Origin of the sequence: Pseudomonas lundensis (assembly GCF_002269125.1) — a bacterium.
GTDB classification, from domain to species: domain Bacteria; phylum Pseudomonadota; class Gammaproteobacteria; order Pseudomonadales; family Pseudomonadaceae; genus Aquipseudomonas; species Aquipseudomonas lundensis_A.
In genome coordinates this window covers 1-21,283 of record NZ_NQKI01000033.1, presented here as the reverse complement: position 1 = coordinate 21,283, position 21,283 = coordinate 1, and the positions used below count along the sequence as shown (strand labels likewise).

The following is a 21,283-nucleotide window of genomic DNA, read 5'->3' as shown; positions in this document are numbered from 1 at the left end:
AATTACGCCGCGCAGCCTAGATACGTCAATATGCTTGACCTTAAAAATCCGACCACCCAGCGTGCCGCCATGCAAGCCTTCTTCTTTGGCTATCAAGCATTTACCGCCAAGGCGGATGAAATGCTGGCGCGTCGCGGGCTGAGCCGGGTGCATCAGCGCATCGTGTTTTTTATCGCCCATTACCCCGGCGTGAGCGTCAAAGAGCTGTTGACCCTGCTAGGGGTCAGCAAGCAAGCATTGAACACGCCATTGCGTCAGTTGATTGAAATGAACCTGGTCCGCAGCGTCGCGCCCGAAACCGACAAACGCAAACGTCTGCTGGAACTGACCCCGGACGGTGTGCGTTTTGAAAGAAATTTGCGTCGCGAACAAGTCAAACTTTTGCAGCGTGTCTTCGCCCAAGAGGGTGAAGACGCCGTTAATGGATGGCTGGCCATCAATCATGCGTTGGGTCAAACCCGGGCCTGAGTCATCGCGACCCCACACCTGCCCGCTCAATCCCCCCGCACAATTTTGAAAACATTATTTGCTTTATTTGTATACAAAAGCATAATTCACCTCACGCACTTTCTTGACCCTTCAGTCAGGAAGCTGTTGTTTCTTGCGTCATTTGCCTCAACCAGCGCACTCAAAAACAATAAAAGCCTGAGGAAATCACTGTGGACAGCCCTAAACCGCACGCCCCTGCCCTGGATCTATCGCCGCCCATTCAACGTGGCTGGCTAGAACGCCTGTTCAAACTGTCGCAGCATGGCACCACAGTCAAAACGGAATTGATCGCCGGGCTGACCACGTTTATCACCATGGCGTACATCATCTTCGTCAACCCCAACATCATGGCTGACGCTGGCATCAACCATGGCGCGGCCTTTGTCGCCACCTGCATTGCTGCCGCACTCGGTAGCCTGCTCATGGGCCTGTATGCCAACTGGCCTGTAGGCCTAGCCCCAGGGATGGGCTTGAATGCGTTTTTCACCTACACCGTGGTCGGGACCATGGGCTACAGCTGGGAAACCGCGCTGGGCGCCGTGTTCGTGTCCGGGGTACTTTTTCTGATTTTGACCCTGTCGCGCGTCCGCGAATGGCTGCTCAATAGCATTCCCGTTAGCCTGCGCTACGCCATGGGTGCCGGCGTCGGCCTGTTTCTGGGCCTGATTGGCCTGAAAACCTCGGGCATTATTGTCGACAGCCCGGCGACCCTGATCAAACTTGGGTCCTTGCGTGACCCCGCGCCGCTACTGGCCGCCGTGTGCTTCTTGATGATTGCCGTGCTCAGTTATCACCGCGTGTTTGGCGCGATCCTGATCAGCATTATCGCCGTGACGCTGGCCGGCTGGGGGCTGGATCTGGTGCATTACAACGGCATTCTCTCTGCCCCACCGAGCCTGGCGCCGACCTGGATGGCCATGGACCTCAAGGGTGTGTTCAATATCAGCATGATCAGCGTGGTGCTGGCCTTTTTGTTTGTGCACATGTTTGACACTGCGGGCACGTTGATGGGCGTGGCCCAACGCGCCGGGCTGGTGAACGCTGACGGCAAAATCGAAAACCTGTCCCGCGCGCTCAAGGCCGACAGCGCCTCCAGCGTCTTCGGGGCCGTGGTGGGCGTCCCCCCCGTCACCAGTTACGTTGAAAGTGCTGCCGGCGTGGCGGCAGGCGGACGTACCGGACTCACAGCCGTGACCGTGGGCGTGCTGTTTGTTGCCGCCATGTTTTTCGCCCCACTGGCAGGCATGATCCCCGCGTATGCCACAGCCGGTGCGCTGATCTACGTCGCCATGCTGATGGTAGGCGGCATGCAACACATCAATTGGGACGAGCCGACTGACTGCATTCCGGCCATCGTGACGATGATCATGATGCCTTTGACCTTTTCAGTAGCGGATGGCATTGCCCTGGGCTTCATCAGCTACGTGGCACTCAAGGCCGGTACGGGCAAGTACCGTGAAATCTCTATCAGCCTGTGGGTGCTGTGCGCCATTTTCGTCGCCAAGTTTATTTACCTGTAAACGGGGTGATATCAACCTGCCCCGCCGCTGTGCGGGGCGCATGTGACATGGAGGAAGTGATGAGTCTGGAAACCTGGCTGCTGTTCAGCAGCGCGGCATTAGTGGTAATCCTGATTCCGGGGCCGTTGTCGTTATTGATGATCAGCAACAGTTTGAACTACGGCCTGCGCCGTTCATACCCGGCCTTTTTGGGCGGGGTATTCGCCTCGATTTGCCTGTTGAGCGCATCGGCGCTGGGGTTGGGCGCATTGCTACTGGCCTCGGAGCAACTGTTCAGCGCGCTTAAGATCGTGGGCGCGCTCTACCTGTTCTACCTCGCGTGGCAAAGCTGGAAGCAGTCGCGCCAGCCCGCACAAGCAGCCACTGTGCCTGAAGCCGCCCCTAAGCCACGCTTCAGTGCACTGTTCGGGCGCGCGTTTGTGCTGGGTGCGAGCAACCCGAAAGACATCCTGTTTTTTGCCGCCTTTCTGCCGCAATTTCTCAATCCCGACTTGCCGTTCCTTAATCAGTTGTTGGTGATGATTGCGACCTGGACCGTACTCGACTTGCTTTGCAAACTGGCCTATGGCCTGGGCGCCCACGGGGCTGCGTCGTACTTGCGCAGCGGCAAGGGCCAAAGCTGGTTCAACCGGGTCAGTGCAGGGCTGTTCAGTGTCGCGGGAACAGCGTCACTGTTGAGCCGCTGATTCATTAAGTACTTCAAACAAGCCAGAACATAGATTGTCTGGCTTGTGCCCTCCTTCCTGAACCCGACGGTTTTTTTCGTTAACCGTGCAATACATATGCTGTGACTTATAATCACGTCAAACTTACATATTGGCAGTTGAGCAATCGCTCACGCATTTCCATGATGGTTTTTCTCTCCACAAGGACGTGCGAAACCATGACACCACAAAGTGTTCAAATTACTGAACTTGATCGCTGGGACCGCTGGATTTCAGAAACGCCAGATATTCAGAACTTAAGAATCGAAGACCTTATATTGCCAGGCACTCATAATTCGGGCGTCGACAGTGAGGCTTTATATACGTCCAGTTTCGGAACCTGCCAAGATTATTCTCCCTTCAACCAACTTATCCGGGGTGTTCGCGTTCTGGATTTGCGCGTGGAGTTCGACCCGACCGCACGCACGCAGCAAGAGCGTTTCTTACTGGTTCACCACATAAGGTCCGGAAGAAATATTAAAAGAGACATTCTGGATGCACTGAACAGTTTCCACCAGCGCACCGGTGGCAAAGAACTGGTTATTCTGGACTTCCACACCTTTGAACATTTCACCCCTGATGCACATGCCGAACTGGCTACGCTTATTAAAACGACTCTGGGAACTGACGCGCTCATTCCTGCGCATTACAGATCCTTTACGCTAAAACAGATTCAATCCAGAGGCCCCATGAATACGGTAATTGCCTATAACAGAGGCCTGCGCGACGCGCTATTTTGGGGGGGTGTCAATCAGCGTTGGAAAGGTGACTTCTCCCCTTCGACCGATGCGTTGAAAACGTTCATGGACAGCGTCGCGCAGGAGACCATACCCGAGGGAGAATTACGCTCCATCCAATGCGCAAAATATAATAAATTCCCACCCACACCCGATGATTTCTCCGACAAAGTCGGTCAATGGTTCGCCTCGAAGGATATCAACAGCTACATTCAAACATTTAGAATAATCAATACGGACTGGACATTAAGAAGCTACATCGTGGGTAATTGCCGACATGCCAATCTGATAAAGGTGGCTGCATTAAGGCCAGCGGTGCAATTAAGCCCCGATAGCAGTCATTTTGTTAAAGGGATTATGCCCGGCGAGCACCGGGCACTGACGATAGTGCTCCACGATGGTCAATGGTGCCGGGAAGTATTCTTCTCCAGCAGTGCATCACACAATGACACGATCGTTATCACGTCAACGGCCCAACGCGTCACGCTTATCAATGGCAGCAATCTGGACCTGAATGTTGAGCACCTGCCATTAAGTAATGGCCTTTGTTTTTTCTTTATCTATGACGGTGCACTGCGGCGGTGGAAACTACATTCCCCCGTGGAGAATCCGACCCAGTCAGATCGCCATACTGTGCACGCACTCACATCACGCTACCCAACCCTCGCGTTTAAGATGTCGAATCGACACTATTCGCGAGAAGTCCTGCTACCGGCCAATACGCCTGAACATGCCGTTATCCATGCGGTTTCTTCCGCCCAATTGCCTGCCGACATCGTGGCCCCGGAAGGCGCTCGCTATGCATTACGTAACAATGACTCTGTGGTTTTCACCCGGCTCAACAGCACATGGCAGCCGTTGAATCAAAGCACCACAGAATTGATGGTGCTCTCGCGACTCAGCACAGATAACAGCTCTCTAAGCGCTGCTCAAATCAAGATTCCCCGACCTGCACTCAGCGAATCCGGTGTCGTTGCCTTAAATTCGGGAGTCGGCCCCACCCAGTTGACTGATCGGGCCGAGGAGCAAAATTTCACCTTGCTGAACGTTAGCGTGACAGGACCTTCAGGCGCCCAAACGAGCGTTAAACTCAGAGCCTCCAGATCTATAGGCGGGTGCGCTAAAAGCCCAATGAATAACAACCAGCCTTGCCCTGAGGGATCCAGTCTGTTTTTCACCCTGGAGTACCACCTGAGTGACAATGGCTCTTTGCGCATGGGCGAATACTGGGGGGAATTCCAACTCGAAGCGCGCGACAGTCTGTGCCCTGCCTGGCGCTGCCCGATACGCGTACTGGTGCGTGTTCAAGGCATACGAATGATTGGGCCGTGAAATAAAAAAAGCCCGCAGTGTGAGCGGGCAAAAAACCACATGCGCAGGGTGAAACTAGCTTCCGCGATACGTGGAATAGCTGTAAGGGGAAATCAACAACGGTACGTGGTAGTGCGCTTGTTCGGCATCAATACCGAAGCGCAGTACCACAACATCCAGAAAGGCCGGTTGTGGCAATTGCACACCGCGGGCGCGGTAGTAATCGCCGGCACTGAACTGCACCTGGTAGACCCCGGAGCGGTAATTATCACCCTCCAGCAGCGGCGCGTCGCAACGACCGTCGCTGTTGGTCAGGGCCGTGGCAACCAGTTCCAACTGTGAACCTTCAACCCGAAACAACTCGACCTTGATCGAGCTACCAGGGCAACCGTGTGCGGCATCCAAAACGTGAGTGGTCAAACGTCCCATTGATTCTGCGCGCCTGCCGAATCGTCGATCGTGCAGGCCTCGCGCCTCCCGGTGTCAGTTGATTAAAAGGGCCGCTGCACCCGTATGGAGCACGATTGGGCACCAGCGAAGCCATGATTAAGACATTTATCAAAAAAATTGTACACAATTAAAATCACACATTTACGCAGGCCCCGGTTCACGCGGCCTCACAGCAATTTCCTGTCAACGACGCCCCTCTCCACGACTTTATATTCACGGCATGACCGATCAGGCAGGTTTCTTGCTTGTACACATCGAGCACAATTCATGTTAAAAAAGCAAAAAATCAGGCTTACAAAGTGTTTATTAAGTTGTATACAATCAGGCCATCGCAGTGAAGCCAGATGTGGCCGATCGACTGTCAACACGAATAATAAGGAAGACTGTAGTGAGCGCTGATTACCCACGCGACCTGATCGGTTACGGTCCCAACCCTCCCCACCCGCACTGGCCGAACAACGCCCGCATTGCCCTGTCGTTTGTCCTCAATTACGAAGAAGGCGGCGAGCGCAACATCCTGCACGGTGACAAAGAATCTGAAGCCTTCCTCTCGGAAATGGTCTCTGCGCAACCGCTGCAAGGCGAGCGCAACATGAGCATGGAATCGCTTTATGAATACGGCAGCCGTGTCGGCGTCTGGCGGATTCTCAAGCTGTTCAAGGAATTCGACCTGCCGCTGACAGTGTTTGCTGTGGCCATGGCAGCCCAGCGTCACCCGCAAGTCATCAAAGACATGGTTGCCGCCGGCCATGAGATTTGCAGCCACGGCTACCGCTGGATCGACTACCAGTACATGGATGAGGCCCAAGAGCGTGAACACATGCTCGAAGCCATCCGCATCCTGACTGAAATCAGCGGTGAACGTCCGCTGGGCTGGTACACCGGTCGCACCGGCCCGAACACGCGCCGTCTGGTGATGGAAGAAGGCGGTTTTCTGTATGACTGCGACACCTATGACGATGACCTGCCGTACTGGGAACCCAACAACCCGACCGGCAAGCCGCACCTGGTGATCCCGTACACGTTGGATACCAATGACATGCGCTTCACCCAGGTGCAGGGCTTCAATAACGGCGAGCAGTTCTTTCAGTACCTCAAGGACGCGTTCGACGTGCTCTACGCCGAAGGTGCCGAGTCGCCAAAAATGCTTTCCATTGGCCTGCACTGCCGCCTGATCGGCCGCCCTGCCCGCCTGGCTGCCCTCAAGCGCTTCATTGAGTACGTCAAAGGCCATGACCACGTGTGGATCACCCGCCGTGTCGACATCGCCCGCCACTGGCAAGCCACACACCCGTTTAAAGCAGAGAATGCCCGATGAGCACCTTCAAGACCCTCACGCCTTCAACCCTGAGCCGCGAAGCATTCGTCCAGGCCTTTGCCGATATTTACGAGCACTCGCCGTGGGTCGCTGAAAAGGCTTACGACCTGGGCCTGGATGCCAGCGTCGATCAGATCGAAAGCCTGCACCAGCGTATGAGTGACATTTTGTTGAGCGCCGATCACGCCAGTCAGCTGGCACTGATCAACGCTCACCCGGACCTGGCCGGCAAAGCTGCCGTTCAGGGCCAACTGACCGAAGCCAGCACCCATGAACAGGCTGGCGCCGGTATTCACCAATGCACGGCCGAAGAGTTCCAACGCTTCACCGAGCTGAACGACGCCTACAAGGCCAAGTTCAAGTTTCCCTTCATCATGGCGGTAAAAGGCAGCGACCGGCATCAGATCCTCGCCGCGTTCGAAACCCGCATCCACAACGAGGCAGACGCCGAGTTCACGTGCGCGTTGGCAGAAATCAACAAAATAGCCCTGTTCCGATTACTCCAGCTCTAAGCCGAACCGGCACTTGCCGGTCAGGCATCTCCAGCCACTTATTCAAAGGCAGACAAGAAGAATGAAAGCTTACGCCGTACCGTTCGAGAAGTTCGTCAACCTGGCCGACGCCCGCCTGGGTACCAAAATCATCTCCGTGACCGATGACTGGTTTGCTGACGCCAACCGCATGTTCCAGCCGACCCCGGCCGTATGGAAGGAGGGCGTTTTCGATGACAACGGCAAGTGGATGGACGGCTGGGAGTCACGCCGCAAGCGCTTTGAAGGCTACGACAGCGCAGTGATCCGCCTGGGCGTTCCCGGCTCGATCAAAGGCGTGGACATCGACACTTCGTTCTTCACCGGCAACTTCCCGCCGTCTGCCTCGCTGGAAGCCTGCTTCCTGGCCGAAGGCGAGCCGACTGAAACCACCCAGTGGGTTGAAGTGCTGTCCGCCGTTGAGCTGCAGGGCAACAGCCATCACTACCACGAGATCAGCAACGATCAGGCATTCAGCCACTTGCGCTTCAACATTTACCCGGACGGTGGTGTAGCCCGTCTGCGCGTGTACGGTGTGCCGTTCCGCGACTGGTCTTCGATCGGCGACAACGAACAGGTTGACCTGGCTGCTGCCCTGAACGGCGGTCGTGCCCTGGCTTGCTCCGATGAACACTTCGGCCGCATGAGCAACATCCTCAACCCGGGCCGCGGCATCAACATGGGCGATGGCTGGGAAACTGCGCGCCGTCGCACACCGGGCAATGACTGGGTCATCGTGGCGCTGGGCCATCCGGGCGAGATCGAAAAAATCATCGTCGACACCCTGCACTTCAAGGGCAACTACCCGGACAGCTGCTCGATCCAGGGCGCCTACGTCAAAGGCGGTACCGACAGCCAGATCGAAACCCAGAGCCTGTTCTGGCGTGAGCTGCTGCCGAGCCAGAAGATGGAAATGCACGCTGAGCACACTTACAGCGAGCAACTGAAAGACCTCGGCCCGATCACCCACATTCGCCTCAACCTGTTCCCGGACGGCGGTGTAAGCCGCCTGCGCGTACTGGGCAAAGTCGCGAAGTAAGGCTTGACCTGCCGTCGCTGCCGCCACCCGCGGCAGCGACGGCACACGCTACACACCACAGAAACCAGAACAAGAAGACAGACCATGCGCACATTAACGATTGAACCCTTGACCAAAGAAGCTTTTGCCCCGTTCGGTGACGTGATCGAAACCGACGGCAGCGACCACTTCATGATCAATAACGGTTCGACCATGCGCTTTCATCGTCTGGCCGAAGTTGAAACAGCCACTCCAGAAGACAAGGCGATCATCAGCATCTTCCGCGCCGATGCGCAGGACATGCCGTTCACCGTGCGCATGCTGGAGCGACATCCGTTGGGCAGCCAGGCTTTTATTCCGCTGCTCGGCCACCCTTTTCTGATCGTGGTCGCGCCACTTGGCGATGAACCTGTATCAGGCTTGGTCCGCGCCTTCGTCACCAACGGCAGGCAGGGCATTAATTACCATCGCGGCGTTTGGCACCACCCGGTGCTGACGATCGAAAAGCGGGATGACTTCCTGGTGGTTGATCGCAGTGGCACAGGCAATAACTGCGATGAGCATTTCTTTAAAGAGGATGAGTTGCTGATCCTCGCCCCCCACCAATAAGAGAAGGCCCAAACGCTCAAAAAAGAGCGACGGGTAGAGGTAAAGACTGTGGAAGCACATTTGATGGAATGGCTGAATCTGAGCGTGCGCTGGATTCATATGATTACGGGCGTGGCCTGGATCGGTGCGTCGTTTTACTTTGTATGGCTGGAAAACAACCTTAACCGCAACAACCCCAAGGACGGCCTGTCCGGCGACTTATGGGCCATCCACGGCGGCGGTATCTATCACCTCGAAAAATACAAGCTGGCGCCACCCTCCATGCCGGAAAACCTGCACTGGTTTAAATGGGAAGCCTATTTCACCTGGATGTCAGGGATCGCCCTGCTTTGCCTGGTGTTTTACTTCAACCCGGCGTTGTACCTGATCGCCCCCGGCAGCACCCTGAGCGGGCCTGAAGCGGTGGCCATCGGTATCGGCTCGTTGATTGCCGGCTGGTTTGTTTACGACTTTCTGTGCGACTCCGCCCTCGGCAAACGCCCGGCGTTGCTCGGTTTCATCCTGTTCGTGCTGCTGGTAGCGGCGGCGTACGGCCTGAGCAAGGTGTTCAGTGGCCGTGGCGCGTACCTGCACGTGGGCGCCATCATCGGCACCATCATGGTGGGTAACGTGTTCCGCATCATCATGCCGGCCCAACGTGCACTGGTGGCCGCGATCAAGGAAGGCCGCACCCCCGATCCGGCCCTGCCGGCCAAAGGCTTGCTGCGTTCACGTCATAACAACTACTTCACCTTGCCCGTGCTGTTCATCATGATCAGCAACCACTTCCCGAGCACCTATGGCAGCCAGTACAACTGGTTGATTCTGGCCGGTATCGCGGTGCTGGCCGTGTTGGTTCGTCACTACTTCAACACCCGCCACGACAGCCATAAATATGCCTGGACCTTGCCGGTCGCCGCATTGGGCATGATCTGCCTGGCGTATGTCACCGGCCCGAACACGGCGCCGACAGCCCCCGAAACCGCCAAGGTCATCAAGTACCAACCGATTCCGGAAACCGCTGTCAGCGGTGCCAAGCCCGACGCCACCCCGGCACCGGTCACTGCACCCGCCGCCCCGGCTACCCCGGTTGCCACAGTTGACTTCGAACAAGTGCATGCCGTGATTCAAGAGCGCTGCACCGTGTGTCACTCCTCCAAACCCACCAGCCCGCTGTTCAGCGCAGCGCCTGCCGGGGTGATGTTTGACACCGCGCAACAGATCAAGCTCATGGCACCGCGCATTCAGGCACAGGCTGTCGCCAGTCAAATCATGCCGCTGGGCAACATTACGCAAATGACCCAGCAAGAGCGTGAACTCATCGGTTCCTGGATTAACACAGGAGCCCAAACTAACTGATACACACACTTTGTGGCCGCTACCTAAGGCTGCGACCGCCCTTGACGGGTGCCCGATCCGATGCGTTTTGCAGTCTGTCGGGTCTGTCGCAGTCTTCGGTAGCGGCTACAAAACCACACCACTAGTTCACAACAATAAAAATGACCGAGGTGTTGCATGTCCGATCTAACCGAACCGCGCATACCCGCCGTGACCGCCCCGCCGCCCATCCAGCGGCTGCCGTTGTTACAGTTGATTCTGGTGGGTTTGCAGCACGTGTTGCTGATGTACGGTGGCGCTGTCGCCGTGCCCCTGATCATCGGACAAGCTGCGGGCCTGAGTCGTGAAGAAATTGCGTTTCTGATCAACGCCGACCTGTTGGTGGCGGGGATCGCAACCATTGTTCAATCGCTGGGCATCGGCCCCATGGGCATCCGAATGCCCGTGATGATGGGGGCCAGTTTTGCGGCCGTCGGCAGTATGGTGGCCATGGCGGGGATGCCGGGGATTGGCATGACCGGCATCTTCGGGGCCACCATTGCGGCGGGCTTCTTCGGCATGGTCATCGCGCCGTTCATGTCCAAAGTGGTGCGGTTCTTCCCGCCACTGGTGACAGGCACCGTGATCACATCGATTGGTTTGTCGCTGTTCCCGGTCGCCGTGAACTGGGCCGGTGGCGGCAGTGCTGCCGCGCAATTCGGTTCGCCGGTGTTTCTGTGCATCGCCGCGCTGGTACTGGGCACGATCTTGTTGATCAACCGTTTTATGCGCGGGTTCTGGGTCAATATCTCGGTGCTGATCGGCATGGCGCTGGGTTATGTATTGTCGGGTGCTATCGGCATGGTCGACCTGACCGGTATTGGCAACGCGCCGTGGTTCCAAGTGGTAACGCCCCTGCATTTCGGCATGCCCGAGTTTCATCTGGCACCCATTCTCTCCATGTGCCTGGTGGTGGTGATCATCTTCGTTGAGTCCACCGGGATGTTTTTGGCACTGGGCAAAATCACCGGTCAGGAAGTCACCCCGCGCATGTTGCGTCGCGGCTTGCTGTGTGACGCGGGCGCTTCGTTTATCGCCGGTTTCTTCAACACCTTCACCCACTCTTCCTTCGCCCAAAACATCGGCCTGGTGCAAATGACCGGGGTGCGCTGCCGATCAGTGACCATCATGGCCGGCGCGTTCCTGATTACCTTGAGCCTGCTGCCCAAAGCAGCCTTTCTGGTGGCGTCGATCCCCCCTGCTGTACTGGGTGGCGCGGCAATTGCCATGTTCGGCATGGTCGCCGCAACGGGTATCAAGATCCTTCAGGAAGCCGACATCGCTGACCGCCGCAACCAGTTGCTGGTGGCCGTGAGCATCGGCATGGGCCTGATCCCCGTGGTCCGTCCCGAGTTCTTCGCCCACTTGCCATTGTGGATGGGTCCTATTACCCACAGCGGTATCGCCATGGCCGCCGTCAGCGCGGTCTGCCTCAACTTGCTGTTCAACGTGCTGGGCGGCGCAGAGCGCGCTGCCTTGAGTGGCCACGTGCACCAGCATTGATGTACCCACCTTCACCCTGAGCGTTTCTATGCCGCAGACGCTCAGGGTGAAGGGCTTGAGCTCTGCAAAAATAATAAAAAAGGAGTTACTCATGAAGTGCATATACTGGGGCGCTACGCTCGCGGGTGGGTTATTGGTTGCCGGTCAGGTCATGGCCGGGGATGTGTTCCTGTGGCAAACCAACAGCCTCACTTACCTCTACGGCAAGAACTTTGCGATTAACCCGTCCATCCAGCAAACCGTGACCTTTGAACACGCAGACAAATGGAAGTACGGCGATAACTTTCTGTTCGTCGACCGCATCTTTTACAACGGTAAACCCGACCGCAACAAAGGCCCGCACACCTATTACGGCGAGTTCAGCCCGCGCCTGTCATTCGGCAAGATCCTCGACCGCACGCTGGCGTTCGGCCCGGTCAAGGACGTGTTGCTGGCCATGACCTATGAGTATGGCGAAGGCGACAGCGAGGCCTACCTGATCGGCCCCGGATTCGACCTGGCCGTGCCCGGCTTCAACTATTTCACCCTGAACTTCTATCGGCGCCACACCGAAGGCCCACGGCCGGGTACAGGCGTATGGCAGATCACGCCGTCGTTTTCCTACACCATCCCCGCCGGCCGCTCCAACGTGCTGATCGACGGGTACATGGACTGGGTGGTCGACAATGACCGCAATTCACGCGGCACCTACCACGCCAACCTGCATTTCAACCCGCAGGTGAAATACGACCTGGGCAAAGCGCTGAATATCGGGGAGAAGCAGCTGTATGTCGGGCTCGAATACAGCTACTGGAAGAACAAATACGGGATTGAGAACAGCAGCCGCCTGGACACCAACCAAAACACCGCCAGTGCCCTGATCAAGTTCCACTTCTAGCGCCTTTTCAATGCACATTGCGTCACCGTCCGCCCAACGGTGGTGACGCAACGCTTGAGTACCGCAGGCAGAGCCAGTATTCTGCGCCGCGCTCACATATGGGCGCTGTTTCGAAGCTGACTTTAAAGCCAACTTTATTCAGTCAGATCAAGTAGTTACGCAACTTAGGACTCAACTGCCCATAGCAGCCGAGGGATTTTCCTTGGCCAATTGTCAGGCGTGGCCCAAGACTTGCTCAGGCTATTAAAGTTGACCGAAGAGCCAACTTTTAAACACGGAACCAAAGTGCCAACACCGAGCACTGCGTTCCATTCACTGCGGAACACTTATTTTTTGGAGCAACCGAATGAAGCGCACACTGACCGGCCTGATGCTCGCGGGGAGCTTGCTGGGCGGGGCCCCGGCCGTTGCCGGCGACCTGTTGCAATGGCAGACCAACAGCCTGACTTACTTGTGGGGCAAGAACTTTCAGGTCAATCCGTCGATTCAACAAACCCTGACGTTCGAACACGCAGACAGCTGGAAGTACGGCGATAACTTCTTTTTCCTCGACCGTATCTTTTATAACGGCAAGGAAGACGGCAACGTCGGCCCGAACACCTATTACGGCGAGTTCACGCCACGCTTGTCCTTCGGCAAAATCTTCGACCAGAAGTTTGAGTTCGGCCCGATCAAAGATGTTTTGCTGGCCATGACGTATGAGTACGGCGAAGGCGACACCGAGGCTTACCTGATCGGCCCGGGCTTCGACCTCAATGTGCCGGGCTTCGACTATTTCCAGCTGAACTTCTACCAACGCTTCCCCGAAGGCAATCGGCCCGGCAAGGGCGTATGGCAGATCACCCCGGTATGGTCCTACACCTTGCCGCTGGGCAATTCCGATGTGGTGATCGACGGCTACATGGACTGGGTGGTCGACAACGACCAGAATTCGCGCGGCACCTACCACGCCAACCTGCACTTCAACCCGCAGGTCAAATACGACCTGGGCAAAGCGTTGAACTGGGGCGCCAAACAGCTGTACGTCGGTATCGAGTACGACTACTGGAAGAACAAGTACGGCATCGAAGACAGCGGTTCATTCAAAACCAACCAAGACACTGCCAGCCTGTTGGTCAAGTACCACTTCTAATACACGGGCCTCAGCCTGCCCTCACGGCTGAGGCGCCCGCAATACCCCGCGCAACATCAAGTCAAGACTGTCCAGCGCCGAGGTCAGGCGCTGCGGCGGTTGCTGATCGGCCGCGATCCAGAACGATGCATCCATCAACCCACCCTGAATCAAACGCGCCAGCGCTTCAGGGTCAGTGTGTTGAATCACGTGGGTGTCCATCAGGTCGCGCAACATCGCCGCCAGCGATGCGCTGCACGCCGACTGGCTACTCTGCAAGTATTCCGAGCCCAGCACCGAGGGTGCATCGCGCAACATGATGCGTTGCACCTCGATTTGCGTGGCCATTTCCAGAAACACCCGGCAGCGCCCCCTGAAGCCTTCCCACGGACTGGCCGCCTGCTCATACGTTGTTGCCAATTGCGCGTCCAGTTCAGCGTCGATCTGCTGCACAACCGCCTGCAATAGCCCCTTTTTGTCACCAAAGTGGTGATAAAGCGCACCGCGGGTCAACCCTGCCGAGGCCGTCAGTTCATCCATCGATGTTTGCGCGTACCCCACTGCGCCGAAGGCCTGGCGTGCCGCCTCCAGTAACTTGTTGCGGGTTTCTTCTATCATTTGTGAACGCGCTTTGGGCGCCATGTCGGCCTCCTGCATTTTTAGATACGCCGCGTATGTTAATTGACATACGTCACGTATGCGTATATTTCTGCATACGCCGCGTATGTCAGATGTCTACAGTGCCGCTGCATCAAGCAGCGGGCAGGAACACGCGGCTCACTTTTGTTTCGGAGCGTGTATGGCTAACCCTTATCGCGAGATTTTCCGCGCCCCCGGCAGCTTGGCCTTTTGCGCCGCGGGCCTGATCGCACGCATGCCGATTTCCATGACCGGGATCGGCATCATCACGTTGCTGGCGCAACTGCGCGGATCGTATTGGCTGGCGGGTGCCGTGGCCGCGACGTTTGCCCTGGCGATGGCATTGATCGCCCCGCAGATTTCCCGCTGGGTTGACCGCTACGGTCAACGCCGCGTGTTGCCTGGCGTCACGGCGGTGGGCGTCAGTTCGCTGCTGGCCCTGCTGCTGTGCAGCCACTTGGGTACGCCCGACTGGACGCTGTTCGTGTTTGCCGCGTTGGCAGGCTTCATCCCCAGCATGCCGGCCATGGTGCGGGCGCGCTGGACCGAGCTGTACCGGGGTTCGCCCAAACTGCACACGGCGTTTTCACTGGAGTCGGTGCTCGACGAGGTCAGTTTCATCATTGGCCCGCCGATTTCCGTTGGCCTGAGCGTCGCAGTATTCCCTCAGGCCGGGCCATTGGCCGCTGCCCTGCTACTGGCCATCGGCGTGACCACGTTTGTGTTACAACGCAGCACCGAACCGCCGGTTCACCCACGCAGCACTGAACAGCGTGGCACCGTGCTGCGTCAGGGCGCCGTGGTGATTTTGCTGATGGTACTGCTGGGCATGGGCACCATTGTCGGAACGGTGGACGTGGTCAGTGTCGCCTTCGCCCAACAACAGGGTCAGCCCGCCGCTGCGAGTATCGTGCTCTCGGTGTATGCCTTGGGTTCCTGCGTGGTAGGGCTGGTTTTCGGCACACTGAAACTGAAGATGCCGCTGCCCAGACAGTTCCTGTTCGGCGCCCTGGCCACCGCGATCACCGTGCTGCCGCTGATGTGGGTGAATAGCATCGCCACGCTGGCCGCTGCCATGTTTGTCGCCGGGCTGTTTTTCGCCCCGACGCTGATCACGGCCATGGGGCTGGTGGAAAACATCGTACCTGCCGCCAAGCTCACCGAGGGCCTGACGTGGATGATTACCGGGCTCGGCATCGGTGTTGCGCTGGGGGCCGTACTCGGCGGCTGGGTGATTGACGCTTACGGGGCGCAAGCCGGGTTCGCAGTGTCGTTGGGGGCGGGATGCGGGGTGCTGGTGTTCGCCGTGTTGGGCTATCGCCTGCTCAGCAACAGCACCGTGCCGCAGGGTGCCCGTCTGGCCTGATACACACCGATGCGCCTGCGCGCTGTCAGGCGCATCGATTCAACAAAGACAATGCGTTTACTGTGGCTATTATGTTTACCCCCAAACGGCCGATAAACAGGGTGCTGTATTTTTTTATCAGACGCTCTGTCTCAAGCCTCGGGAGTACAAACGGATGTTCAACCGCCGATGGCGCCAACGCTGCGCCAACCTTGAAACGCAACTCAATGCGTTAGAGCAGGATAAACAGGCCCTTGAACAGGAGGTTCAAGCCCTGCGTGCACAGGTGATTCAAGACCACGACCAGCAGCAAGTGCTGGAACACTACGAACGCTACCAACAAGACTTGCACAGCAAGCTGGAGCGTTTTGACGAATCCTTGCAAAAAACCCGCGATGGCGTGGTGGCCCAGGCCGAAAGCCTGCAAGGCGAAGTCGTTCATTTGCGCGACAACAGCAACGTGTTTGCGCAAACCTCGGCCCTGCTGGCCGGCTTTTCCAGTTCGCTGGGGCATATGGCCGGTCAGGGTGTCAGCAGCGTCGAAAGCGTCGGCGTGCTGCGCCAACGAGTCGGGGAAATCAGCCGCATTGTCGAGCTGATCAAGGCCGTTTCCGACCAGACCAACCTGCTGGCCCTCAATGCCGCCATTGAAGCCGCGCGCGCCGGAGAACAGGGCCGTGGTTTTGCCGTGGTCGCTGACGAAGTGCGCGCCCTGGCCCAACGCACCAACGGCGCAACCCAGGAAATCAGCCAGTTGGTGTCGAGCATCAACCAGGAGACCGAAGCCGCGAGCAACGCCATTGGCGTGCTGTCGGATGAAGCCTCGCGGTTGTCAGGCGATGTGTCGCGCTCGGCCGAAACCCTCGACGAGATGATGACCCTGGGCGAACACATGGGCCAGTTGATTGAAGGCATCGCCCTGCGCTCGTTCTGCGAGTCGGTGAAGCTCGATCACTTGCTGTTCAAATTGATGGTTTACCAGCGCCTGTTCAAACAGGACGAGAACCTGCACCTGTCGACCCACACCACATGCCGCCTCGGCAAATGGTACCTGGCGCCTGAAACCCAGGCGCGCTATGGCGACAACCGCGACTTCCAGCAACTCAACGAGCCGCACCGGATTGTGCATGAAACCGCGCACAACGCCCTGCACGCGGCTCAGGAGAAAAACTGGAGCCAGGTGCTGCTGGAGATCAACGACATGGAAAGCGCCAGCCTGAACGTCAGCGCCCTGCTCGACAACCTCAGCCACTGATCCTCAGCCCTTGATGGCGCGCCATACTGCACTGGCCGCCGTCACACCCGCCAACACCACCGCGCCGGCCAGGATGCCGGCCACGGCGTTAAGCAGGGTTGGCACGATAACCGACAGCGGCCCTACAAACGGCGAACTGCTCAGGGCCACGCTTTCAACCCAGTGATGCAACAGCGGCACCCCGTGCACCAGTATCCCGCCACCGACCATGAACATCGCGGCCGTGCCAATCACCGTCAGCGCTTTCATCATGTACGGTGCGGCATTCAACACCCCTTGGCCGAAACTGCGCTGAAAACGCGGCCAACTGCCCTCCCCGGTCTTTTGGGTCAGGTACAAACCGCCGTCATCCATCTTCACGATACCGGCCACGACGCCATACACCCCGACCGTCATCACAATGGCAATCCCGGACAACACCACCACTTGTTGCATCAACGGCGCGTCCGCCACGGTGCCCAGGGTGATTGCGATAATTTCCGCCGAGAGCACCTTTTAACCACCACTACCTTGCACAATGCGTTGAACCACTTGGCCTAACCGTGCTAATTATGCTTGTGCATCGCCTGAATCTGCACAACACGGACTCATTCCATCGTGAAGGAACTACCCAAGAGCCGGGCAGGAGGAGCCCCCCCTCCAGCGTCACCGCATCCAGTGGATTTTCAATAAATTGACGGACATGCTATCAAACGGCCTGAGGCATTAATTTTTCTTGGCTGCTTCCGCAACTCGCGAAATCGCGCCCATCGCAACTGCGGCGATCATTCCAGCTAGAGCCCCAACCACACCATATGCTCCCATCTTAGCGCCCCCCCCCCATCCTCCAAGCGTGCTCACGATAGTTTCAATAAACTGCTCGACTGGATGAATACCCTCTGCCACAAAAGTGCCACCAACTAAGAACATCGCGATAGTTCCAATCCACGACAGTGCCTTCATAAGAACTGGAGCTGACACTACCAACACGCTGCCAATTTTTCTCAAAACCGCTCCGATGCCGCCTTTAGTCTTAGATTTGAGTAAAGAGAGGCCAGCATCATCCAGCCTGACAATTCCTGCAACCAGACCATAAACACCAACAGTCATAGCCACTGAAATAACAACTAGCGTGACTATCTGCTGAAGCAAAGGGGCAGACGATACAACATTCAAAGTTATAATCGTAATTTCCGCGCTCAATATAAAATCCGTCCGGATAGCCCCCTTAACTTTACGCCTTTCGTAAGCAGCCAATTCCTCCTTAGTCTTAGGTGCGGACTTGGCATCGCTAGCGTCGGGCTCATGGCTGCCTCGAAACAGCTTACCCTTGATGGCTTCGAATCCCTCGTAGCACAGGTAGATACCTCCTGCCATTAGCAGCCACTTTACTGACCAAGGTAAAAAAGCACTAAGTAACAGCGCACATGGCACTAAAATCGCTTTATTAACGAGTGATCCCTTGAACACTGCCCAGACAACAGGGAGTTCACGGTCTGCTTTCATGCCGGTTACTTGCTCAGCATTTACGGCCAAATCGTCACTCAGGACGCTGGCCGATTTTTTTGCAGCGACCTTACTCATTAGAGAGATGTCATCTAACAAGGCCGCGATATCATCCAACAACGCAAAAAAACTGCTGCCAGCCATTTCATTTCACCCTTAGTAGATTCTTACAATTTCATTATCCTGAAGCACCTGAATCCCCAGACTTGCTTGCAGGAAAAGCACAATGGCTGACAAGATGGCATACAGACCTGCTGGTTGCAAAACAGTCCTGCCTAAGCCTCCTCACACCTTTCCAACGACCCCTGACACGTCCCGCCCTCCCTCAGATCTGTACGCATTATGCTGTCTCGGCGATTGCCGTCTAGACCGCTAAACGGGGCAGGCCTAGGCGCTTTCTTCCTCGGCCTGGAAGACCTCGATGAGCTTCTGATTGTAGTCATCAAGGTAGCTCACAACGATGATGGTGAGGGCGCATTTACGATTTTTTCTACTCAGCAATTGTTCGGCCATGACTGCGTTCCACTTGATGTTACGGGCATTCAAAAATTCGCTGTGCTGTGGGAGGGTCAACCTGATACGAGGGTGATCGAATTGATCGAACAGTCGATCATCTTGAACCTCCTCTCCCCGGTGAAGCTGCTGAATGCCTCCAAAGGTATGCTCGTCGTCGTGTATGACGACGTATTAGTCGGTGAGAGTTTTGAGCTGTTTCATCTCGGTTGGGAAGAAATTGCTGCTGGTGTCATGTATGACGATTGGACTGTCCTACTTATCAAAGATGTCGCAGCAGGTTTAGGCTTTGATGGGGGTAGGATTTTCAGAAAGTTCGTTCGCGACATTCTTGACGACAACGAAATCGGAATCTTCGAGTTCACGCCCAAAATGTTCCTGTTTAATGATGACTGGACGCCTGAAAAAGTCTTCGGGCCACCAACTGATGAGGAACCCGAAGCAGAGCCGGAACAGCTGCGAGACGGGCCGGATCTCTTTGACGAGGACTTGGATTCGTGGCGAGAGACGGCTAACGGTTCCAAGCCTATCCCGTAGGACACTGATGTTGGCCTGCGAAGTGGAGAATGCAGCTTTTGCGTGCCCTACCGGGACGGCTGTCGTGAACCAGGCCCGGCGATACTCGCCACCGTCCTGGCCCTACCGGGCTACCATCCTCACGTCTGCGCGCTCCGCTTGCTTTTAGTGATCAGCCTTTGGCTCGGATGGCCCCTCGCCTACAAAAAATTTCGCATCAGGCTCAAGGTTTTCCAAAACCAACCGTTTGTCATAGGTATGTACTCCCTTTGAGCGAACCGCTTTGATCCCGCCAACCGATGATTACGCACAGCGTTTGAGTGCCTCCATTCCGTTTCCCAAGACGATCCTGGGCAACCGCCAGCACGGTGCCTGGCAACGTCTGATCAGCGTCATCAAGTCTTCAGAAACCCTTTCTGAATTTGATAAAGCAGCAGCCTATGTAGAGGGCTACGCACATGCGCTGATCGACAGCGACCAGATCGACATTTCCATCGAACGAGATGTGTTGATCATCGAGACTGTCGACGCATGGCGATGCGCCCGTGTTGGCTCCAGCACCTCTACCTATTTGTAGCCACCAGTGAGTACCATGACTTCTATTTTTCAACGCTATGCCGACGACGAACCGTCTGAATTACGCATCCAGATGCCGCAGCGGGTTCTGGCTACAACCGTCAGTCATTACCCAATTGATGTTCTGGTAAGTCACTGGGAAAAGTATTTGGTAGACCCGTCCTCCGCTCGCGATAGATCTCAGTGGGCTGAGCGGTTTGCCATGGGCATGCCAATACCCAAGTGGGCGCGCGGCGTGAAGTGGAACGTTGGCCAGCAGGCTCGTTTCATTACCTCTGTGTGGTCAGGGGGAGACCTGGGAAGCTACCTTACAAACGACTGGTCGGAGCCAGCGAGCACTGGCAGGGCATTGGCGGAGAACAGCGAGATTCTGGTTGATGGTCAGCAACGGCTTCACAGCCTTGAAGAGTATTTCCTTGATCGTCTTGCGGTGCCAGATGCACAAGGTCAGCCAAGGGTCTGGTCTGAACTCGGCAATGCCGAACGGAAGCGTTTTTTGTCGACGATCTTTACCCACGCGAGGGTGTCTTCTGGCGATGAGGTAGCATTGCGCAAAACGTATGATCTTTGCGCGCAGGGGGTTGTTCCTCGGTCATTTGAACAGCGCGCCTTGAGGTAGTATTCGACACTGCGGTTGTCGTGGCATGCCCTAGCAGGGACGGCTGTCGTTAACCAAGCCCTGTCTACGACAGGTCTTGGCCCTCCGGGCTTCCATCCTCATGCCCTTCGACCCTCCTGGTCTGCGCGCTCCGCTTGCATGATGATCAAAGTCACCACCTAGCTTGGACATTCCCTGCGGCTACCACATACTAGCTTCCATCCATCGTGGAGTGAGGCTAGGCGAAATGGCATGGTCATTTTGGAAGGATAAACGCCCTGAATGGGTTCAAGCGGAAGAACGAGATTTCATCAAAGCTGCGAACCGCCTAAAGACGCTTCAGGTAACGCCTCGCGGCGGCATGCGCATTGACCCCGAGGAACTCAGGGATCAGATCCTTGCGGCCCGTGAGTTATACAAAGATCTGGTTCAGAAATAACGGCAGCGTGTAAGCAACCTGCTTGCAGCCACCGCCATTTAGCATGCTTTCAGAACGGCAAAAAAAGGTGTCCGACGAAGCTCGACTCACTGAAACCATGGCGCCCACGTCAGTGGCTTACCATCCCGAGTCAACTGCGTGGCTTACCCACGCGTAGCTCACGCAGTCATTCGATTGAGCCGCACGCGCGATGGACTCCAGTGATCAATCCCACCTCTTTTTGATTCCCATCTCATGCCAAGTGCTGATCTCGTCGGAAGTCATCGCCTGGATATATCGATAACCCTGATCCTTGAAAAAGTCTACGGGTAATCCCCCCTGAAAAAAGTACGCATCAGAAGTAGAATTTTCTCCTGACCGGATTAAGGAAATTTTGCGTGAAGA

The 21,283-nt window shown here is 56.5% G+C and carries 22 protein-coding genes and 2 pseudogenes; 19 read left to right on the top strand and 5 right to left on the bottom strand.

Annotated features, from left to right (window positions below; translation table 11 throughout):
• Positions 1-30 precede the first annotated feature (30 nt).
• The 4 genes from CJF39_RS17830 (at position 31) to CJF39_RS17815 (ending at position 4,782) form a co-directional block, all read left to right on the top strand.
• Positions 31-468: a MarR family winged helix-turn-helix transcriptional regulator gene (locus CJF39_RS17830; protein WP_094994631.1), complete on the top strand. Its 438-nt coding sequence runs from the start codon at positions 31-33 to the stop codon at positions 466-468.
• A 191-nt stretch (positions 469-659) separates the two neighbouring features.
• Entirely contained in the window at positions 660-2,009 is a 1,350-nt protein-coding gene (locus tag CJF39_RS17825) for an NCS2 family permease (protein WP_094994630.1), read from the top strand.
• A 59-nt stretch (positions 2,010-2,068) separates the two neighbouring features.
• On the top strand, positions 2,069-2,695 hold the full coding sequence (locus tag CJF39_RS17820; RefSeq protein WP_094994629.1) for a LysE family translocator: 627 nt from the start codon (positions 2,069-2,071) through the stop codon (positions 2,693-2,695).
• Between the two features lie 197 nt (positions 2,696-2,892).
• Positions 2,893-4,782 carry a hypothetical protein gene (locus tag CJF39_RS17815; protein WP_094994628.1) on the top strand — a complete coding sequence of 630 codons (1,890 nt, stop codon included), beginning with the start codon at positions 2,893-2,895 and terminating at the stop codon, positions 4,780-4,782.
• A gap of 54 nt (positions 4,783-4,836) precedes the next feature.
• On the opposite strand, the gene uraH is transcribed toward CJF39_RS17815, so the two are convergent.
• Positions 4,837-5,190 carry a hydroxyisourate hydrolase gene (uraH, locus tag CJF39_RS17810; protein WP_094994627.1) on the bottom strand — a complete coding sequence of 118 codons (354 nt, stop codon included), beginning with the start codon at positions 5,188-5,190 and terminating at the stop codon, positions 4,837-4,839.
• A 409-nt stretch (positions 5,191-5,599) separates the two neighbouring features.
• Between uraH and puuE the strand changes: the two genes are divergently transcribed.
• From puuE to CJF39_RS17770, 8 genes are all read left to right on the top strand, one after another.
• The gene (gene puuE / locus CJF39_RS17805) at positions 5,600-6,529 is read left to right on the top strand and encodes an allantoinase PuuE (protein ID WP_094994626.1); all 930 of its coding nucleotides are present in this window, start codon (positions 5,600-5,602) and stop codon (positions 6,527-6,529) included.
• Positions 6,526-7,041 (top strand): 2-oxo-4-hydroxy-4-carboxy-5-ureidoimidazoline decarboxylase, encoded by a 516-nt coding sequence (gene uraD / locus CJF39_RS17800; RefSeq protein WP_094994625.1) that lies wholly within the window; start codon positions 6,526-6,528, stop codon positions 7,039-7,041. Before puuE ends, uraD begins: the two co-directional genes overlap by 4 nt.
• Before the next feature lie 61 nt (positions 7,042-7,102).
• Positions 7,103-8,098: an allantoicase gene (gene alc, locus CJF39_RS17795; protein WP_094994624.1), complete on the top strand. Its 996-nt coding sequence runs from the start codon at positions 7,103-7,105 to the stop codon at positions 8,096-8,098.
• Between the two features lie 84 nt (positions 8,099-8,182).
• Positions 8,183-8,686: an ureidoglycolate lyase gene (locus CJF39_RS17790; RefSeq protein WP_094994623.1), complete on the top strand. Its 504-nt coding sequence runs from the start codon at positions 8,183-8,185 to the stop codon at positions 8,684-8,686.
• Positions 8,687-8,734: 48 nt separating this feature from the next.
• Positions 8,735-10,024: a urate hydroxylase PuuD gene (locus CJF39_RS17785; RefSeq protein ID WP_094994622.1), complete on the top strand. Its 1,290-nt coding sequence runs from the start codon at positions 8,735-8,737 to the stop codon at positions 10,022-10,024.
• A 156-nt stretch (positions 10,025-10,180) separates the two neighbouring features.
• Positions 10,181-11,545, top strand: coding sequence for a nucleobase:cation symporter-2 family protein (locus CJF39_RS17780; RefSeq protein WP_094994621.1), 1,365 nt, complete (start codon positions 10,181-10,183; stop codon positions 11,543-11,545).
• 91 nt (positions 11,546-11,636) lie between these two features.
• On the top strand, positions 11,637-12,422 hold the full coding sequence (locus tag CJF39_RS17775; RefSeq protein WP_094994620.1) for an outer membrane protein OmpK: 786 nt from the start codon (positions 11,637-11,639) through the stop codon (positions 12,420-12,422).
• 346 nt (positions 12,423-12,768) lie between these two features.
• On the top strand, positions 12,769-13,554 hold the full coding sequence (locus CJF39_RS17770) for an outer membrane protein OmpK (RefSeq protein ID WP_094994619.1): 786 nt from the start codon (positions 12,769-12,771) through the stop codon (positions 13,552-13,554).
• Between the two features lie 21 nt (positions 13,555-13,575).
• Here the strand turns inward: CJF39_RS17770 and CJF39_RS17765 are convergent, their stop codons facing one another.
• Positions 13,576-14,175, bottom strand: coding sequence for a TetR/AcrR family transcriptional regulator (locus tag CJF39_RS17765; protein ID WP_094994618.1), 600 nt, complete (start codon positions 14,173-14,175; stop codon positions 13,576-13,578).
• Positions 14,176-14,332: 157 nt separating this feature from the next.
• On the opposite strand from CJF39_RS17765, the gene CJF39_RS17760 reads away from it, so the two are divergent.
• The 3 genes and pseudogenes from CJF39_RS17760 (at position 14,333) to CJF39_RS23745 (ending at position 16,772) form a co-directional block, all read left to right on the top strand.
• Positions 14,333-15,538, top strand: a complete 1,206-nt coding sequence (locus CJF39_RS17760) for an MFS transporter (protein WP_094994617.1) — start codon at positions 14,333-14,335, stop codon at positions 15,536-15,538.
• Positions 15,539-16,100: 562 nt separating this feature from the next.
• A pseudogene (locus tag CJF39_RS23750) lies at positions 16,101-16,379 on the top strand (methyl-accepting chemotaxis protein); the annotation flags it as partial.
• A gap of 9 nt (positions 16,380-16,388) precedes the next feature.
• Entirely contained in the window at positions 16,389-16,772 is a 384-nt protein-coding gene (locus tag CJF39_RS23745; protein WP_432760254.1) for a CZB domain-containing protein, read from the top strand.
• A gap of 3 nt (positions 16,773-16,775) precedes the next feature.
• On the opposite strand, the pseudogene CJF39_RS17750 reads toward CJF39_RS23745, so the two are convergent.
• Positions 16,776-17,264 (bottom strand): annotated as a pseudogene (locus CJF39_RS17750) (DUF808 family protein); the annotation flags it as partial.
• Between the two features lie 213 nt (positions 17,265-17,477).
• Positions 17,478-18,401 (bottom strand): DUF808 domain-containing protein, encoded by a 924-nt coding sequence (locus CJF39_RS17745; protein WP_094994615.1) that lies wholly within the window; start codon positions 18,399-18,401, stop codon positions 17,478-17,480.
• A gap of 285 nt (positions 18,402-18,686) precedes the next feature.
• Between CJF39_RS17745 and CJF39_RS17740 the strand changes: the two genes are divergently transcribed.
• The 4 genes from CJF39_RS17740 to CJF39_RS17725 all read left to right on the top strand — a co-directional run bounded on the left by CJF39_RS17740 (position 18,687) and on the right by CJF39_RS17725 (position 20,899).
• Complete coding sequence (locus tag CJF39_RS17740; protein WP_094994661.1) at positions 18,687-19,307, top strand: hypothetical protein; 621 nt, start codon at positions 18,687-18,689, stop codon at positions 19,305-19,307.
• A 262-nt stretch (positions 19,308-19,569) separates the two neighbouring features.
• A complete protein-coding gene (locus tag CJF39_RS17735) occupies positions 19,570-19,863 on the top strand; it encodes a hypothetical protein (protein ID WP_094994614.1) in 294 nt (97 codons plus the stop codon).
• Positions 19,864-19,878: 15 nt separating this feature from the next.
• Entirely contained in the window at positions 19,879-20,481 is a 603-nt protein-coding gene (locus CJF39_RS17730; protein WP_094994613.1) for a DUF262 domain-containing protein, read from the top strand.
• Between the two features lie 226 nt (positions 20,482-20,707).
• On the top strand, positions 20,708-20,899 hold the full coding sequence (locus tag CJF39_RS17725) for a hypothetical protein (protein WP_094994612.1): 192 nt from the start codon (positions 20,708-20,710) through the stop codon (positions 20,897-20,899).
• Between the two features lie 204 nt (positions 20,900-21,103).
• On the opposite strand, the gene CJF39_RS23190 is transcribed toward CJF39_RS17725, so the two are convergent.
• Positions 21,104-21,283, bottom strand: a 180-nt coding sequence (locus tag CJF39_RS23190) for a hypothetical protein (RefSeq protein ID WP_212555988.1), incomplete at its 5' end; no start/stop codon positions are given.

Coding starts and splice junctions, on each gene's coding strand:
- CJF39_RS17830 (WP_094994631.1), top strand. CDS start 31: ATGCTTGACCTTAAAAATCCGACCACCCAGCGTGCCGCCATGCAAGCC.
- CJF39_RS17820 (WP_094994629.1), top strand. CDS start 2,069: ATGAGTCTGGAAACCTGGCTGCTGTTCAGCAGCGCGGCATTAGTGGTA.
- CJF39_RS17815 (WP_094994628.1), top strand. CDS start 2,893: ATGACACCACAAAGTGTTCAAATTACTGAACTTGATCGCTGGGACCGC.
- uraH (WP_094994627.1), bottom strand. CDS start 5,190: ATGGGACGTTTGACCACTCACGTTTTGGATGCCGCACACGGTTGCCCT.
- uraD (WP_094994625.1), top strand. CDS start 6,526: ATGAGCACCTTCAAGACCCTCACGCCTTCAACCCTGAGCCGCGAAGCA.
- alc (WP_094994624.1), top strand. CDS start 7,103: ATGAAAGCTTACGCCGTACCGTTCGAGAAGTTCGTCAACCTGGCCGAC.
- CJF39_RS17790 (WP_094994623.1), top strand. CDS start 8,183: ATGCGCACATTAACGATTGAACCCTTGACCAAAGAAGCTTTTGCCCCG.
- CJF39_RS17780 (WP_094994621.1), top strand. CDS start 10,181: ATGTCCGATCTAACCGAACCGCGCATACCCGCCGTGACCGCCCCGCCG.
- CJF39_RS17775 (WP_094994620.1), top strand. CDS start 11,637: ATGAAGTGCATATACTGGGGCGCTACGCTCGCGGGTGGGTTATTGGTT.
- CJF39_RS17770 (WP_094994619.1), top strand. CDS start 12,769: ATGAAGCGCACACTGACCGGCCTGATGCTCGCGGGGAGCTTGCTGGGC.
- CJF39_RS17765 (WP_094994618.1), bottom strand. CDS start 14,175: ATGGCGCCCAAAGCGCGTTCACAAATGATAGAAGAAACCCGCAACAAG.
- CJF39_RS17760 (WP_094994617.1), top strand. CDS start 14,333: ATGGCTAACCCTTATCGCGAGATTTTCCGCGCCCCCGGCAGCTTGGCC.
- CJF39_RS23745 (WP_432760254.1), top strand. CDS start 16,389: ATGATGACCCTGGGCGAACACATGGGCCAGTTGATTGAAGGCATCGCC.
- CJF39_RS17745 (WP_094994615.1), bottom strand. CDS start 18,401: ATGGCTGGCAGCAGTTTTTTTGCGTTGTTGGATGATATCGCGGCCTTG.
- CJF39_RS17730 (WP_094994613.1), top strand. CDS start 19,879: ATGACTTCTATTTTTCAACGCTATGCCGACGACGAACCGTCTGAATTA.
- CJF39_RS17725 (WP_094994612.1), top strand. CDS start 20,708: ATGGCATGGTCATTTTGGAAGGATAAACGCCCTGAATGGGTTCAAGCG.